Source organism: Laceyella tengchongensis (genome assembly GCF_900182735.1).
In the GTDB taxonomy this organism is placed as follows: Bacteria; Bacillota; Bacilli; order Thermoactinomycetales; family Thermoactinomycetaceae; genus Laceyella; species Laceyella tengchongensis.
Genome location: NZ_FXTU01000003.1, coordinates 59764 through 76489, shown reverse-complemented (window position 1 = coordinate 76489; position 16726 = coordinate 59764). Strand labels below are relative to the sequence as shown.

Annotated in this window: 12 protein-coding genes; 2 read left to right on the top strand and 10 right to left on the bottom strand. The window is 49.1% G+C overall.

The window, feature by feature from the left end; genetic code table 11:
* Positions 1–28: 28 nt before the first annotated feature.
* The 8 genes from QQZ12_RS07350 to megL form a co-directional block, all read right to left on the bottom strand.
* Positions 29–307: a hypothetical protein gene (locus tag QQZ12_RS07350; protein WP_102992524.1), complete on the bottom strand. Its 279-nt coding sequence runs from the start codon at positions 305–307 to the stop codon at positions 29–31.
* A 12-nt stretch (positions 308–319) separates the two neighbouring features.
* Positions 320–1600, bottom strand: a complete 1281-nt coding sequence (locus QQZ12_RS07345; protein WP_102992525.1) for an ArsB/NhaD family transporter — start codon at positions 1598–1600, stop codon at positions 320–322.
* A 252-nt stretch (positions 1601–1852) separates the two neighbouring features.
* Complete coding sequence (locus QQZ12_RS07340; RefSeq protein ID WP_284724196.1) at positions 1853–2218, bottom strand: hypothetical protein; 366 nt, start codon at positions 2216–2218, stop codon at positions 1853–1855.
* A 150-nt stretch (positions 2219–2368) separates the two neighbouring features.
* A complete protein-coding gene (locus tag QQZ12_RS07335; protein ID WP_284724195.1) occupies positions 2369–3916 on the bottom strand; it encodes a glycine betaine uptake BCCT transporter in 1548 nt (515 codons plus the stop codon).
* A 383-nt stretch (positions 3917–4299) separates the two neighbouring features.
* Positions 4300–4968: an OmpA family protein gene (locus QQZ12_RS07330; RefSeq protein ID WP_284724194.1), complete on the bottom strand. Its 669-nt coding sequence runs from the start codon at positions 4966–4968 to the stop codon at positions 4300–4302.
* A gap of 133 nt (positions 4969–5101) precedes the next feature.
* Positions 5102–5626 carry a hypothetical protein gene (locus tag QQZ12_RS07325; RefSeq protein WP_284724193.1) on the bottom strand — a complete coding sequence of 175 codons (525 nt, stop codon included), beginning with the start codon at positions 5624–5626 and terminating at the stop codon, positions 5102–5104.
* 105 nt (positions 5627–5731) lie between these two features.
* Positions 5732–7282, bottom strand: a complete 1551-nt coding sequence (locus QQZ12_RS07320; RefSeq protein ID WP_284724192.1) for a sigma 54-interacting transcriptional regulator — start codon at positions 7280–7282, stop codon at positions 5732–5734.
* Between the two features lie 56 nt (positions 7283–7338).
* The gene (megL, locus tag QQZ12_RS07315; protein ID WP_284724191.1) at positions 7339–8535 is read right to left on the bottom strand and encodes a methionine gamma-lyase; all 1197 of its coding nucleotides are present in this window, start codon (positions 8533–8535) and stop codon (positions 7339–7341) included.
* A 914-nt stretch (positions 8536–9449) separates the two neighbouring features.
* Here megL and QQZ12_RS07310 point away from each other — a divergent pair.
* On the top strand, positions 9450–10532 hold the full coding sequence (locus QQZ12_RS07310) for a P1 family peptidase (protein WP_284724190.1): 1083 nt from the start codon (positions 9450–9452) through the stop codon (positions 10530–10532).
* Between the two features lie 90 nt (positions 10533–10622).
* On the opposite strand, the gene pyc is transcribed toward QQZ12_RS07310, so the two are convergent.
* Positions 10623–14069 (bottom strand): pyruvate carboxylase, encoded by a 3447-nt coding sequence (gene pyc, locus QQZ12_RS07305; RefSeq protein ID WP_284724189.1) that lies wholly within the window; start codon positions 14067–14069, stop codon positions 10623–10625.
* A 369-nt stretch (positions 14070–14438) separates the two neighbouring features.
* Here pyc and QQZ12_RS07300 point away from each other — a divergent pair, with 369 nt between their 5' ends.
* The gene (locus QQZ12_RS07300; protein ID WP_284724188.1) at positions 14439–15206 is read left to right on the top strand and encodes a hypothetical protein; all 768 of its coding nucleotides are present in this window, start codon (positions 14439–14441) and stop codon (positions 15204–15206) included.
* A gap of 74 nt (positions 15207–15280) precedes the next feature.
* Here the strand turns inward: QQZ12_RS07300 and QQZ12_RS07295 are convergent, their stop codons facing one another.
* The gene (locus QQZ12_RS07295; RefSeq protein WP_106342109.1) at positions 15281–16465 is read right to left on the bottom strand and encodes an aminotransferase class I/II-fold pyridoxal phosphate-dependent enzyme; all 1185 of its coding nucleotides are present in this window, start codon (positions 16463–16465) and stop codon (positions 15281–15283) included.
* Positions 16466–16726 lie beyond the last annotated feature (261 nt).

Below are 16726 nucleotides of genomic sequence, written 5' to 3'. Positions count from 1 at the left end.
TTCCGGCTGCAGGTGGTTAGCCTTTAGCCTATGTCGTCCATTCCACGCGTTGCAACACCCGGTGTTTCATCAGGGCCAAGATAAAGTCCACATAATAATCTTGGCGCACAATTACCCGATATTCATGGTTGGGGTATGCGTAAAACAGCACATCCGTATGCACATCATTATCCTCAAACAGCTCTTGCACCCGCTTGATCGCTTCTACGAGCGCCCCATCCAAGCAACGGATGTCAAATTCAACATCGTTACCATTCGCTTTCTCCTGCATGTTCAATTTCTGGTTGTCATATTCGTATCGCAGCATGATCTCTCTCCTTTACACCAAATAACGGAAATAGACATAGACGCTGGCCAAGACCATGGACAACAACATCAGGGGAAAGCCAACCTTCAAGTACTTGATGAAAGTGATCGGATATCCTTCTTTGCCTGACATGCCGGCAACAATCAGATTCGCACTCGCCCCAATCAAAGTACCATTGCCGCCGAGGCAGGCACCCAGCGCCAAACTCCACCACAACGGCTCCAAATTACTAACCCCCATTTGCCCCATCTCTTGAATCATAGGAATCATCGTGGCCACAAACGGAATGTTGTCAAGAAAAGCGGACGCGAACGCGCTGAGCCACAGGATCAACATCGATGTCACCACCACATCGCCCTTCGTCAGTTCAATCGCGTACTCCGCCAATTGGGCGATGACTCCTGTTTCAATCAAGCCCGACACGAGGACAAACAAACCGATGAAAAAGAAAATCGTCATCCATTCCACTTTTGTGAACGCTTCTTCCATTGTGTGCTCACCCGTCAACAACAGCAACAGGAACGCGCCGCCGAGAGCGACGGTGGCTGACTCCAGATGTAACAACTGGTGCATGAAAAAGCCCAGGATCGTCAGCCCCAAAACAATCAAACATTTGCGGAGTAGCTTATGATCGGTAATAACTTCTTTTTCATCCAGTTTCATAATGCTTTCTTTCAGTTCGGGCGTGGTTTGAATCTGCTTCCGATATATTAACACAAAAATCGGTACATAAACGGCCATGATGATAATGGTGATCGGAGTTAAGTTCTCGATAAAGGCCATAAACGTCAACTCTTTCACCGCGCTACCGATCATAATGTTGGGCGGATCACCGATCAGCGTCGCCGTTCCCCCCACATTGGAAGAGATGATCTGGGTGATCAAAAACGGCACAGGGGAAACCCGTAATTGACGGGTGATACTAAACGTGACAGGCACCATGAGGAGAACGGTCGTAACATTATCCAAAAAGGCCGACCCCAGGGCCGTGATCAGTGCCAACGAAATTAATATCCGAACGGGTTCTCCTTTAGCCCGCTTAGCCGCCACCACTGAAATATACTTGAACAATCCCGTCTCAGCGGTGACGCTGACAATGATCATCATGCCGATGAGCAACCCTAGCGTATTAAAATCGATGTGATGGATGGCAGTTTCTTGATCGATGATCCCTAACGCCACCATCAGTCCTCCGCCAATCATGGCGACAATGGTGCGATGAATTTTTTCAGAAATAATTAAGGCATAAATCACCAAAAAAATGCCTATGGCTAAAATAGCTTGTTGTTCCATATCGTACCTCCTCAATTTTTATTTATTTATATCCACATGAAATGTGTATATAAACAACTGCAATTCGCGGTACTTTATCACTTTATAGCAAAAAAGCGAACATGACAAAAGGAGACCGCCAAGTGGCAGTCTCCTCCTAAATCATGTTCCGCATATTCATTTGTATACCATTATATAAAAACACTCAAGAATTGTAAAGAAATTGACGAGCGCAATGAAAAATAGCGATAACGCCCGTGGTACACCCCAATTTTATGGAATATCATGCACCGTTTTATCCATGCAATAAATATCCAATGTCAGTCCATTGTCGATAAAAATATTCGACTGTCCAGATAAGACGGCATGGCCGGTGATCTCGGCAAGCATGGAACGCATATCGTTATGATATTCCCTCTGTTTCATTTCCTGCAAGACCGAATCGATCCGTCTCCCACGAATGGACATGCGCGGGTAAGCATCCTTCATGGTTGCAGCATTCCCAGCAAGAATGAAAATCTTATCTTGGTGCAATACAGCTTCCACATCCGTGCGCACGGCTCCAAATAACCGACGTTGTCCTTCACTGTACGCATCACAAATCATTTTCTGGATCGCCGGCTGATTACTTGTTTGCATCTTCCCTACCCCTTTCTTGCCTTTGGCTTATGACCGTGGGACTGGAAAAGACAAAAGGAGCCCATCGGTGACAGGCTCCTCCTAAAAATCCAGATTTGATCTTTTCAGTATTACTATGCACCGAAAACATCCGCTTCATACATCCGCCGTTCACGATTGGGCGTTTTTGGCGGACGCCTCCAGTTGATCCGTATATTTAACTTTCACAACGGCAGAACGTTCTTGCTGGAATGACTTCATCAGTGAAACAATCACTCCGAACAAAATGAAGATGAAAGGGAAGGAGGCAATGATGGAAGTTGTCTGCAACGCCTCCAATCCACCTGAATAAAGCAACACCGCGGCCGACGCGGAAATGATAAAGCCCCAGATATACTTAACGCGATTCGGTGGATTTAAAGACCCGTTTGTTGTCTGCATTCCTAACACAAACGTGGCTGAATCCGCCGAAGTGATGAAAAAGGTGGCGATCAACAAGACGGCCAACACTGTCATCACTTGTCCAAGCGGATATTGTTGTAACACGTTAAACAACACCACTTCCGTGCCTTTGTCATTCATCGTCTCAAATAAGGGAAGCCCTTGGTTAATGTCCAGATGTAAGCCCGCTCCGCCAAATACGGCGAACCAAATAGCGCAAAAAGTGGTCGGTACCAGAAGAACGCCGATAATGAACTCCCTCACCGTTCTCCCTTTGGAAACACGGGCGATAAACGTGCCGACAAACGGAGCCCAAGCGATCCACCACGCCCAATAAAAAACGGTCCAATTCTGAACCCAATCATTCGCTTCGGGTTGGAACGGAGCCATGTAGAAGCTCATCGTGGGAAGGTTCTGCAGATACCCGCCAATGGTGCTGATCAACAAATTCATAAGAAACTTTGTAGGCCCTGCGAATAAAAGGAACAAAAGCAGCAACAATGCCAACAAGATATTGAGATTGCTCAAATATTGAATGCCTTTGCTCAAACCTGAAACCGCGGACAACAAAAACAAACACGTCACCACGACGATGATAATCAGTTGGGTGGTGAAATTGTTGTCAATGGAAGTGATATATGAAATCCCCCCACCGATTTGGGCGGCGCCAAAGCCCAATGACGTCGCGACGCCAAACACGGTGGCAAAAACGGCAATCACATCGATCATTTTGCCGATCGGGCCGTTCACTTTTTCTTTCAACAAAGGATAAAAAATGTGACTGATAAGTCCGGGGGTTTTTTTTCGGAAATTAAAGTAAGCCAACGCCAAGGCCAACACACTATAAGTTCCCCAAGGGTGAAGGCCCCAATGGAAGAAAGAGTAACGCATGGCCATACGTGCGGCATCTGGCGTTTGTCCTTCACCTACAAGCGGTACGTGGTAATGGGAAAGCGGTTCAGCCACTCCCCAAAACACAAGCCCAATTCCCATACCGGCGCTAAACAGCATGGCAAACCAGCTGATTCGACTGTACTCAGGCTTATCATCGTCTTTGCCCAGCTTGATTTTGCCATACGGGCTAAAAATCAAATAGAGGGAAAAAATGAGGAATCCGGTGGCGGAAAAGAGGTAAAACCATCCAAAACGGTCTTGGAGAAACGTTTGGATCATAGAGGTAACACTGGCAAGACTTTTGGGTGCTATAACACCCCACGCAATAAACAGAACAGACAATACGATGGAAATGAAAAACACATTGGCAATTTTTTTCTTCATGATTCTCCCTTTCTAATTGGAATAATCTGTATGCCGAATCCGGCTTACTTAACCAATTTAACACACATTGGACAAGCTTGCATGGCCTGAGCAAAACCCAGGCGCTGACGTCCCCTTAGCCGGCTTGAAATGATTGAACTACAAGAAAAGCCAACCGTTTGCTAACGGATGGCCGGCAGAAATCTTCTTTTTCACTATGCCCTTCTGTACGACGCTTTAAGGCGTTTTGACGGGCATCCCTGCAATTTGATAAACCTATCGGCAATGGTATAGATATAGCCGGCATTCCAGCAAAGCATGTTAAAACCCTCGATGATATCCCTTTGTCATACAATATCTTGTCAGTATAAATGCACGATCTGTTTCAGACCGTGCATGCGATATCAGCCACTGGGAACCACGATTACTTCTACCCGGCGATTTTTCTGCATGTTTTCGGGAGAATCGTTAGCCACAAGTGGTTTGGTTTCTCCCCACCCTTTCGTTGACAGCAGCGCTTCGTTTACGCTGAACTTTTCCACCAACGCCTTTTTCACCGCGTCGGCCCGCTCTTGCGACAATTGCAGATTATGCTCATGGGAGCCCCGGTGATCGGTATGCCCATGAATCTGGAAGTGAGCATTTTCCGTTTTGGAAAGGGATTTGGCGATTTGAGCCAGCGCCGGATAAGCCTCTTTGCGCAAGACGGCAGAGTCGGTATCAAACAAAATGTGTTCTGGCAGTTCAATCACCACATGCTTGTCGGTCGTTTTGATCTCCATGTCAGGATGGATCATTTCCGGCGGAACATATTTGAAATTGGCTGGTGCCATCTTAGGTGGCGTATAGGGTGGTGCCGGTATGTACATTTTCGGTGGCTGGTACAAATCTTCGGCAGGCGCCACCTTATATAAATCATCCGGATCAGGTGCCACATACGGTGCTTCTGACTGGTTGGACAAGGATTTTTCTTCTTTCTGAGCTTGTTGATCAGCCACCGTCTTGCCATTCGAACAGGCAGCTACAAACATCGCCACAGAACCGGCCATCACAACGGATAAAATCCTTCTCATGCGATCCACCTCCAATCAAATACTACAATACCGTCCTATTTATTTCAATTCAGGCAGAAGGTGCGGGGCTACCCCCATCCGTTCGTAGCGGCTAATCACAGCCACTGCGAATAACTTGGTGACAGCGATCAGTCTATCCATCATAATCAAGTGTGAACACCACAATGGCATCATTTTCATGATCAATGTAACAAATCGATCGATACAAGCCCATGTTTAACTGAAGATTCCCTTCCAACTCAAATAAGCGCCGCATCTCCAACCGCGGTGGGAAGCACTGGAGCTCTGCCATCGTTTCCATGATGGTGCGCTGTTCCGAAGGGGATTGCTCCCGCAAAAAAGGTACGATCGCGGCGCTGATCATCACGTGGCAGTCGATCGGCCCATTCCAAGTTACGGGAACAGCCAATTCGGCTTGCAACTCGCTTAGCGTCAACTGTTCCAACAAACCGCTCATTTGTTCCATTTCCCTTTCAGAAATGGGACGAACCACCGCTTCTTTCTTTTCAATCTCGGCATAAAATCGCCTTTTCTGTGATTGAGACGCATCCTGACTCGCTGTTTGCACCAAATTCAAAAGGAAAGCATGCGCCGCTTTCCATTCCCGCGGATCAAGTCGGTCAATGAGATCATATAAGTCCTGTTTTGAAACATCCATGGCGACCCCTCCACTGAATAGACATCAGGTGCATTGTACGCTCAATCATCCCAAAGACGCAAATTTTTCTTGTGGCAGAAACAATGATTGCACCCTTGATCCAGTTCAGCTTTGACCATACTTCCTCACCTTTCTCAACAGCGCGGTGTGGCTGATCCCCAATTCACGAGCGGCTTGACGGACGCTCTGGCATCGTTTGAGCGCCTCGGCCACGATTTCCCTCTCATATGCTTCCATCCGTTCCTTTAGACCAACGGCATTTGTCGTCCCTTTGCTGGTTGCTTTATTTTCAATATGAACCTTTTTTAGCTCCTTTTCCTCTTCAAGGCAGAGATAGACACTTCGCTCGATCACATTGCGCAATTCGCGGACATTGCCGGGCCAATCATGGGTCAGCAACATATGCATGGCTTGGGAAGACAAAGACAACGGCGGGCGGCCAGCTAATCGACGGAATTTTCCCACAAAATGGGACGCCAGCAACGGAATGTCGCTTTTTCGTTCCCGCAAGGGGGGAAGCTGGATCGGTATCACATGCAAGCGGTAATACAAATCACCCCGAAACCGGCCTTGCGCGACCATCGCTGACAAATCCCGGTTGGTTGCTGCAATGATGCGGAGATCAATCGGGATGCGCTTATCGCCGCCTACCCGCCGCACTGCCCTCTCTTCCACCGCATGCAACAATTTCGCCTGCAAATGGAGGGGCAATTCGGCCACTTCATCCAAAAACAGGGTTCCCCCTTGGGCCATTTCAAACAAGCCCTTTTTTCCGCCTTTGGCCGCACCAGTGAAAGCACCCGCTTCATAACCGAATAATTCGCTTTCCAACAGCGCCTCGGGAATAGCCGCGCAATTGACAGGAACGAATGGCCCGTCGGCATGCAAACTCTCGTAATGAATGGCCCGCGCAAACAACTCTTTGCCCGTCCCGCTCTCCCCGTACAAGAAAATGGTTGCGTCGCACCGGGCGACGCGTTTAGCGAGGGCAATGCAACGGGCCATTTCTTCACTACGATGTACAATGTCTGCAAATTGAACCATGCCAGTACTTTTGACTGATTGAATCAAATCGCTGATCTGTTTCATGTCCCTGATCACAATCACGATCCCCTGGTTGCGATTAGCCGTTTCCGAGCGGATCGGGTAGTAGCTGGCCACCATGTGCGCCGTTTCCCCAGTCTTCCTTCGAATCGTCACTGCCTTGTTCAATACCTCGATCCCGCTTTCCAAGCACTGGCTACAATCGGCAATATGCCTCCCCCACAGATCTGCGAGTGGCCTGCCTTTCAACTGATCCCATGGAATCGGCAACATGCCGCGCGCCGCCCGATTGACAGCTTGAACGCGCAACGCTTGATCCAACAGGATCATCCCTTCAGAAACTGTTCCCAGGATCGTGTTCATCTGATCTTCCCTGCCTTCTGAAGGCAAGAAAGGAATCACGTCGATGCGCCGCACACCGGAGATCTCCCCAATAGAAGAGATGAGCCGACTGTGCAACCTTTGCTCTAACGATTTGATTTTGATATAGATGTAATGCGGCTTCACTTCCATTCGCATGATATTGATGTTAGAACAAAGAAAACACCCGATTACATCATGAGTGATTCCGACCCGGTTTTCCGTCTCGATCTCAAACGTCGTCGTTTCCATGTCAGCCACCCTTTTTCGGTGTTTTCTTTTATCTTAACAGAGTCTCCGCGTCCATATCACACAAATGAAAGCGCATTCTCAAGATCGCAGATGATATCCTGCACCTCCTCAATACCGACTGACAACCGAATGAGGCCATCCGTAATCCCCATGTTAAGACGCTCTTCCCGTGGGACAATGGCGTGCGTCATGGAAGCCGGATGTTGGATCAGTGAGTCGACATCCCCTAAACTAACCGCCAATCGGCACAGCGACACATGATTAAGCATTCGCGTCGCAGCTTCATGCCCGCCCTTTAATTCAAAACTGACCACTCCGCCGAAGCCGTCCATCTGCTTTTGGGCCAACGCATGCTGAGGAAATTCAGGCAATCCGGGATAGCGAACGCGCTCCACCTGGGGGTGCGACGTTAAAAACTTTGCCACCGCCTGTGCGTTTTTCGTGTGTGCTTCCATTCTCACCGCCAGCGTCTTCAATCCGCGAAGGAGCAAAAACGCATCCATCGGCCCGAGAACTCCGCCAAAATCCTTTTGCGTGGTCTTTAGCACCTCCTCCAGCAACGAACGCGGACCCGCGACCAATCCAGCGATCACATCCCCATGGCCGCCGATATATTTGGTCGCACTATGGATAACCAGATCACAACCCCATTCGATCGGCCTTTGCAAATAAGGGGACATGAAGGTGTTGTCCACAATGGTGATAATACCTAACTCCTTGCCCACTCGCCCGACCATCTCCAGATCAATCAACTCCATTGTAGGATTGACTGGCGTTTCTACATAAATCAGCTTGGTGTTAGGCTTAATCGCTTGACGCAACATTTCTTCATCGCTCATGGTGGAAAGGGAATGCTCGACGCCAAACCGGTTTTGCAACCAATTCAACAAACTAAATGTACATCCATACATCCCTTTGGAGCACAATATATGATCACCTGTTTTCACCAAAGCCATCAACACCGCTGACACCGCCGCCATGCCCGATGAAAACGCCAAGGCCATCTCCGCCTTTTCCAAGGATGCGATCTTCTCTTCCAAAGCGGAAACCGTCGGATTCCCCAACCGGGAGTAAATGTATCCCGACGCTTCACCAGCAAATCGTTCCGCCCCCTCCTCCGCCGTAGGAAACACAAAGGTCGATGTTTGATAGATCGGTGGAACGAGAGGCCCTCCGGTGAATCTTTGATGGGCGGTATCATGAATCGCCTTGGTAGCAAACCCGAAATCTCTTTTTGGTTGTGAATGGCTCATTTCCCTATCCCCTTTCTGCTGTCTTTACCATCAAACATGCAAAAGGGGTGCCAACCAAAAACACACTACACATAGCCGTTTATAAGCACACATTGGAAATCATTCGAACCGCGTTGGAATTATATGTTTCCACCATCATTGCCCATTTTGAAGCGAATTTATAACTTTTGTAACAATTTCGCATTTATACGTCATACTTTCTACAACTTTTTTATGTACAATAATTAAGTTCACCGAATGGGCTGGGGAACATGCCTCTACGGTCATGCGCTACAGCCCATTCGGCAACATCGACCTATCTTTTCCCAATTCTTGAAGAGATACCCCATGGCTTGGGGTATCTCATTCCCCCTTTATCCTCAATGCTTTCCTGGCAATACATGAGCGGGATATCCCTCCCGCTCATGTAGCCCCCCTTCATTAGTCCCATTCACTTGCATCATGCTGTCGGCAACGTGCCCAGTTTCTCTCCGTTCCTCACACTGTGTTCCCTGGGGACAACCTTACGTCAACCATGCATCGTCCGGCCAATTGATGCTCACAGCAACCCAGAGATTGATAAAGAAAAGAACATCCCTGCTTTTGACAAAGCAAAATGCCCTTTCCCCTCCCAGAGGTGGGTGAAAGAGCTTTTGTTCACTGTTGCAAACCCTCGATTTTCTGCGCCAACTTGGACAGCTCTTGGACCAAGCTTTTTTCATGTCATAATCCCTTTCTTCGTACTTCAACGCTTACCTGCTTCACGCATGCAAGCAAAATGACTATTCTGTCCCAGTAGGCGAGATCGTCCGGCACCACCTCCTTCTTTCCCGCGAACGAGTCTTTCCGAAACAGACAAGATGGAAAATTAATTTCCATTGAAAATGAGTTATGGTATAAACAAGGGATCTTTTGAAACAGGGGGAGTACAACTCATGGAAAATCGCCTCAGATTGCGCGAATTGGGCATGAAGATCGGCCGATTTGACACTGGTGAATTAAACGGCTTGACCGACGTGCCCGGGGTAAAAGTCGGCCACCACACCTTGTCATATGATTTGGAAGCGGGAAAAACAGTAAGAACGGGAGTGACGGCGATCTTGCCGCATGGCGGCAATCTGTTTCAAGAAAAAGTGCTGGGAAGTGTGCACGTGATCAACGGCTTCGGAAAAACAGTTGGTTCCATCCAACTCCAAGAACTAGGTACCATCGAAAGTCCCATCATGTTGACTAACACCTTGTCCGTTCCCGCCGTAGCCGAAGGAACCCTCCGCTACCTACTCGACCAAAACAGCGACATCGGTGAATCGACCGGAACCGTCAATGTGCTAGTGGGTGAATGCAATGACGGGTACCTAAACGATATTCGAGGATTGCACGTCAGACCAGAGCACGCTTATCGAGCGATTCAATCAGCTACGGCAGGAGCAGTGGCGGAGGGTTGCGTGGGCGCCGGAACAGGCATGTCCTGTATGGGCTACAAAGGCGGGATCGGCACCAGCTCTAGGGTGGCCCCATTCGCTGAACATATCTATACGGTCGGTGCTTTGATTGTCAGCAATTTCGGCGAAGAACGCGATCTGCTACTGCCCGGGCGTGGCCGGACGGCAGTGGCAGATCACACACCCCCTCCCACCCAAACACCCGACGGGTCCATCATGATCGTTATCGCCACCGATGCGCCCGTCAATGAGCGGCAACTGTACCGCATGGCCAAAAGAGCCACCTTCGGCTTGGCACGCACCGGATCTTACGCCGCTCATGGAAGCGGAGACATTGTCATCGCTTTCTCTACCGCCCATCGCATCCCCCATTATCCAGACCGGTTGACCCGGCCGTGTGCTTACCTTGTTGAGGATGGGGAAGCCATTTCCCGTTTGTTTGAAATGACCGTGGAAGCGGTGGAAGAAGCGATTTGGAATTCACTGTGCAAAGCGACCACCACGATCGGCAACCAAGGCAGAATAAAACGGGCGATCGAATACGACTTGTTCCTGTCCAATCTTGCCCATCCGTAACCATTAGGCACCACAAAAAAGACGAGACGATTTCACCCCAGCTCACCTGAGGCAAAACCGTCTCGTCAGTCGTTCTTATCGCTTGATCTCTCAACCCAATTCTAACAACAGATCTCCCGCTTCAATGGTTTGTCCATCCTTCACATGAATGGCTTTCACTTCACCGTCAAACGGAGCTTGCACCGTCGTCTCCATCTTCATCGCTTCCGTGACGACGAGATATTCTCCTTTTTTCACTTTATCTCCCGGCTCCACCAACACTTTCAACACTTTGCCAGGCATGGTCGCGCCGATTTCCCCTGGCACATCAGGATCAGCTTTGCGGTGGGCCTGGGCGTCTTCTTGTACTGACAAGTCACGCACAGTCACTTCCCGCGGTTGGCCGTTCAATTCGTAGTAGATGGTTCGCGTTCCATCGGAATGCAACGAACCTACATTGATCAGTTTTACAATCAAGGTTTTGCCCTGTTCAATGTCCACCTTGATTTCCTCACCCAAACGCAGGCCGTAGAAGAAAGTGGGCGTGTCCAAAACCGAGAGGTCGCCAAATTCACTCACTTTCTTCTCCCGATCGAGGAATACTTTCGGATACATGATGTAGCTCAGCAGATCATATTCTGTAACCGGCCGTCCGATCTTTTCTTCAAGTTCCGTACGCACCTTGGCGAAGTCCACTGGTTCCAGTCGTTCCCCCGCACGGCAAGTGAAATGTTCCCGACCTTTCAAGATCAGCTTTTGCAAAGTCTTTGGGAATCCCCCCGGCGGCTGTCCGAGATACCCTTGGAAAAATTGGACCACCGACTCTGGAAAGTCCAACCGCTCCCCTTTTTCATACACATCTTGTTCCGTCAAGTGGTTTTGCACCATGAACAAAGCCATATCTCCCACAACTTTGGAGGAAGGAGTCACCTTCACGATATCGCCGAACATCCGGTTGACCGTCGCATAGGTTTGTTTTACTTCCTCCCAGCGGTCGCCCAACCCGACGGCAATCGCCTGCTGATGCAAATTGGAGTATTGCCCGCCAGGCATTTCATGCTCGTACACCTCTGAGCTGGGAGCCTTGATCCCACTTTCAAAGCCAGCATAATACGGGCGCACATCTTCCCAGTAATCAGACAGCTTCTGCAAGCTGGCCAGGTCCAAACCAGTTTCCCGCTCCTGCCCCGTAAGCGAAGCCACCAATCCGTTCAGACTGGGCTGGGAAGTAAGCCCCGCCATGGAGCTAAGTGCAGCGTCAACAATATCGACACCCGCTTCATATGCTTTAATCAAGGTGGCCATTTGGTTGCCGCTCGTATCATGGGTATGAAGATGAATGGGCAGACCCACTTCTTCTTTCAATGCCGTAATCAATTTGTACGCCGCGAAAGGCTTCAGCAACCCGGCCATGTCCTTGATGGCGATCATGTGGGCACCAGCTTTCTCCAGCTCCTTAGCCAAATTCACATAATACGTCAGCGAATATTTGTCGCGGTTCGGATCTAAGATATCCCCTGTGTAACAGATCGTCGCCTCGGCGATTTTGCCAGCGTCACGCACAGCATCAATAGCCACCCGCATCCCTTCCAACCAGTTGAGGCTGTCAAAGATACGGAACACATCGATCCCAGACTTGGCGGCTACTTTGACAAATTCTTGGATGACATTGTCGGGGTAATTCGTATAACCCACCGCGTTGGCTCCACGGAACAGCATTTGGAACAGGATGTTGGGAATCCGCTCACGCAACATGTGCAATCTTTCCCAAGGATCTTCATTTAGAAACCTCATGCTGGTGTCAAAGGTGGCTCCGCCCCACATTTCCAGCGAAAACAAATCTGCCCCCAACTTCCCGGTGGCTTCGGCGATGGCCAACAAATCATGGGTTCGCACGCGTGTGGCAAACAAAGATTGATGCGCGTCCCGGAAAGTCGTATCCGTCACCAACAACCGTTTGCTGGACTTCACCCATTCCAGCAGCCCGTCCACGCCTTTTTCCTGCAAAATCTGCTTCGTTCCCGCAGGGTATGGCTGATCGACAGATGTCGCCGGAATGCGTGGTGCGGCAAAGGTCGGCTTTTTCCCGTTCGGCAACCCAGGATGACCATTGACGATCGTCTGGCCGATATAAGTCAACAACTTGGTGCCACGGTCTTTCCGTTTGGGAAATACGAACAATTCTGGTGTGTTATCAATAAAAGACGTATTGTATTCGCCGCTTAAGAAGTTCGGATGCTGAACCACATTTTCCAAAAACGGAATATTCGTTTTCACACCCCGGATTCTAAACTCCTTCAGGGTTCTCAGCATTTTCTTCGCCGCTTGCTCATAAGTCATCGCCCAAGAGGACACCTTCACCAACAACGAATCGTAATGCGGAGTGATTACCGCGCCGGGATAAGCGTTGCCCGAATCCAATCGAATTCCGAATCCCCCACCTGACCGATAGGCAAGCAACCGTCCTGCTTCCGGAAGAAAGTTTCTCGACGGGTCTTCCGTTGTGACACGGCATTGGATGGCAAAGCCGCGGGTGGTGATGGAATCTTGCCCCTGTATACCGATCTCAGGATCGCTCAATGCATACCCTTCGGCAATCCGAATTTGCGATTGCACAATGTCGACACCTGTGATCATCTCAGTGATCGTATGCTCCACCTGCACGCGGGGATTCACTTCGATGAAATAAAAACGGTGATCGGGGGTGACAAGGAATTCAACCGTTCCTGCATTGCAGTAACCAGCCGTTCGCATGAGCCGCAAAGCCACTTCACAAATCTCGTTTCTTAGCTCTGGCGGCAGGGAAACACTAGGGGCGACTTCCACCACCTTTTGATGGCGACGTTGAATCGAGCAATCCCGCTCAAACAGATGAACGGCGTTTCCGTATCGGTCAGCCAGGATTTGCACTTCAACATGTTTAGGCTGCTCCAAGTATTTTTCAATGTAGACATCCATGTTGCCAAAAGCAGACTTCGCTTCAGACCGCGCTCGCGCAAAAGCTTCTTCCAGTTCTTCACCGGTGCGAACGACGCGCATACCGCGCCCGCCGCCACCCGCCGCGGCCTTCAGGATGATTGGAAATCCGTGCTGTTCCGCAAACTCGCGTGCTTCATCCAATGATTGAATGGGTTCGGGCGTACCCGGAATGACGGGGATGCCTGCTTGAATAGCCATCGCCCGGGCATCCACCTTATCCCCGAACATTTGGATGTGTTCAGGCGACGGCCCGATAAACACAATGCCTTCCTCGGCACACCTCTTTGAAAAGTCAGCATTTTCGGCTAAAAATCCGTATCCAGGATGAATCGCATCCACATGATGGCGTTTGGCCACTTCTAAGATCCCTTCAATATCGAGATAAGCCTCGATCGGCCCCTTGCCTTCCCCAATCAGGTAGGCCTCATCCGCTTTGAAACGGTGGAGCGACACTTTGTCCTGTTCAGTGTAGACAGCGACCGTGCGAATCCCCAACTCCGTACACGCGCGAAAAATGCGGATGGCTATCTCTCCCCGATTGGCCACCAACACTTTTTTGAAAGGTTTTACCACGCTCATGAACAAACGCCTCCTTTATAGGATGTGAAACACTTCTGGCAGGCATCGGAACCAAACCGCTCCCCGACGCCCCCTTTCTTTTATTCTACACTCAGCGGTGATCCGTTAGGCGGATCACTTCAAAAAACTTAAGGATGAAACACGCCACCTATCGCCTGGACAAAGCGACCAGAAGAAAATTTATCAAATTGAATCTAATAATTATTATTCATATTAACATTATTATATCTGTAAATGAATATTTATTCAGCGCAACGATTGATTTGTTTTTCACATTTTCGCCATAATGATATAAGTATAAATTCAAAAAACATAGATGAAAGGTTATCTTTCATGGATTAAAATAAGGTTTTGTCTGGGGGTGAAATTGTGAGCCTATTACATATCCGCTATAAACAGCTAAGTGAAAAATACAATGAGCTGGACCCCGCCAAACAGCAACGCATCAAGGCGAAATTGGTCAAGCAGCTGAAACGCCATAAGCGGATGGGCAACCTGTGGAACCGATTTTTGACTCGCCTTCGCAAAGACGGATGGAAAATCGTCGCCGTCTTGCTCAGCATCGCCGCTTTGGTCTGCCTCGCCTATGTTGGAGTCAAAGTATGGATGAACACCAAAGGCTTGCAGGCCGAGGAAAACGCCGCTATCATCACCGGCATTGTGGCGCTTGTCACCGTGGCGATCACAGTCTACTCCAATCGCCGGTCCCATATGCAAGGGCAACGCTCTTTTGTGCACAGCCGTGTCTATGACAAAAAGATGGAGGCCTACACAAAAATTGCCCAACTGCTACACAATCTCAACATGGCGTATTTCGCATATGATTTTTCAGGCGAAGCGAAATACGCGGAAAGAATTCGCTCCCTGTTTGCACAAGTGATCGGGGAAGTGGTTCCCCAATACTTGTTGTTCATCTCCAACGACGTGTTGGATTATCTAAATGATATGGCGCATACCATGCCCAACCGCGACGAAGAGACGGAAGAGGAAATCGATGAGAAATACGAGCAGTTCCTGCTATACTATTACGAACCGCTGATGGATGAGTTCCGGAAAGAACTTGGCACCGAATCGATCACAAAAGAGCTGCGGGAAATGGTGGAATTTCAATCATCGGAAACATTCCACCTCTTCTGATCGCAAGCGGTTTAAGCAAGGGAGCCGTCCCCCTTGCTTGGCCGCAATCGATGTCATAAGCAGTGAGCGTCGCTTCAGCGCATCGGTTGCAACGCCTGTTTCTTCCGCTCCACAAATCGCGCCATCCGTCGAAAAGCTTCCCTTAACTCCTCAATCGATGTGGCATAAGAACAACGAATATGCCCCTTCCCCGTCTCCCCAAAAGCGCAACCGGGTACAACGGCCACTTCTTCTTCGGTCAACAATGCCTCGGCAAATGCTTGTCCATCCATTCCCAAATCAGTGACGCGTGGAAAAACATAAAAGGCTCCGGCAGGCACATTGCAAGGTAGGCCCATTTCCGCAAACGCGGACACCGCTAGCCGCCTTCGCTCGTCATATTGCCGTACCATCGCTTGGCATGGCCCCCCGCCGTTTTGCAACGCTTCGACAGCTGCAATCTGACTGATCGTCGGAGCGCACAAGGCTGTATATTGGTGGATCTTCAACATTTCTGACAACAGCGGTTCAGAAGCTGCCACGTATCCAACCCGCCAACCGGTCATCGCAAATGCTTTAGACAGGCCGCTAACCAAGATAACCCGGTCTTTGACGCAGGCAAAAGAAGCGATAGACACATGTTCTTTCTCATAGGTTAATTCGGCATAGATCTCATCGGAAATCACAATGAGATCACGCTCTTCAATGAAACGAGCAATGGGCTCCCAATCTTCCCTATCCATGATGGCGCCCGTCGGGTTATTGGGGTAGCAAAAAATCAAGGCTTTGGTCTGAGGTGTAATTACTCGCTCCAGATCTTCCACCGTCAGCTTAAATTCATGCTCAAGCGATGTTGGCACTTGCACGGGCACCCCTCCGCACAGTCGCACAATCGGACCGTAAGGCACATAGCTCGGTTCGACAACCAGCACTTCATCCCCTGGATTGATTAGCATCCGCAACGCCAAGTCAATGCCTTCACTAGAGCCGTTGGTCACCAGTATCTCATCATGCCGATAATCCAAAGCAAACCGTTTGGACAAATAAGAAGCAATTTCTGCAATCAACTCGGGCAATCCCCGGTTAGATGTATAATGGGTCATCCCCTGCTCCAACGCTTCAATCCCCGCTTTGTTTATGGACGGCGGCGTACTGAAATCAGGCTCTCCCACCCCCAGCGAGATCACGGAGGAATTTTGGCTGGCGATGTCAAAAAAACGCCTGATGCCTGACGGCGGGATTTGTTTTACGATACGTGATACCTTGTCGTGTATAGGCATATTTTTCACCAACTAATTCTACTCAAATATTCCTTTTTCATATGCTTTAATCAATTTTCCCACAATATCTAATGTGCAGATAAAATGCGTTATTACTGCATTATACCAAAGAATTTTATATAAACGCCATAAAAAAGTGTCATTATACAATTTAAAACATGCACTATACATCAACTAAGTTTCTTCTACAAGCTACTGCCTCTTCTTAGCCCATTTTACAAAATCCTCTTGAACCTTACGTTACGTCATGTTGTACATTCA

Bases quoted from the DNA above. Each gene is read 5' to 3' on its own strand.
- QQZ12_RS07345 (WP_102992525.1), bottom strand. From the start codon at position 1,600: ATGGAACAACAAGCTATTTTAGCCATAGGCATTTTTTTGGTGATTTAT.
- QQZ12_RS07295 (WP_106342109.1), bottom strand. From the start codon at position 16,465: ATGCCTATACACGACAAGGTATCACGTATCGTAAAACAAATCCCGCCG.
- pyc (WP_284724189.1), bottom strand. From the start codon at position 14,069: ATGAGCGTGGTAAAACCTTTCAAAAAAGTGTTGGTGGCCAATCGGGGA.
- QQZ12_RS07340 (WP_284724196.1), bottom strand. From the start codon at position 2,218: ATGCAAACAAGTAATCAGCCGGCGATCCAGAAAATGATTTGTGATGCG.
- megL (WP_284724191.1), bottom strand. From the start codon at position 8,535: ATGAGCCATTCACAACCAAAAAGAGATTTCGGGTTTGCTACCAAGGCG.
- QQZ12_RS07325 (WP_284724193.1), bottom strand. From the start codon at position 5,626: ATGGATGTTTCAAAACAGGACTTATATGATCTCATTGACCGACTTGAT.
- QQZ12_RS07310 (WP_284724190.1), top strand. From the start codon at position 9,450: ATGGAAAATCGCCTCAGATTGCGCGAATTGGGCATGAAGATCGGCCGA.
- QQZ12_RS07335 (WP_284724195.1), bottom strand. From the start codon at position 3,916: ATGAAGAAAAAAATTGCCAATGTGTTTTTCATTTCCATCGTATTGTCT.
- QQZ12_RS07350 (WP_102992524.1), bottom strand. From the start codon at position 307: ATGCTGCGATACGAATATGACAACCAGAAATTGAACATGCAGGAGAAA.
- QQZ12_RS07330 (WP_284724194.1), bottom strand. From the start codon at position 4,968: ATGAGAAGGATTTTATCCGTTGTGATGGCCGGTTCTGTGGCGATGTTT.
- QQZ12_RS07320 (WP_284724192.1), bottom strand. From the start codon at position 7,282: ATGGAAACGACGACGTTTGAGATCGAGACGGAAAACCGGGTCGGAATC.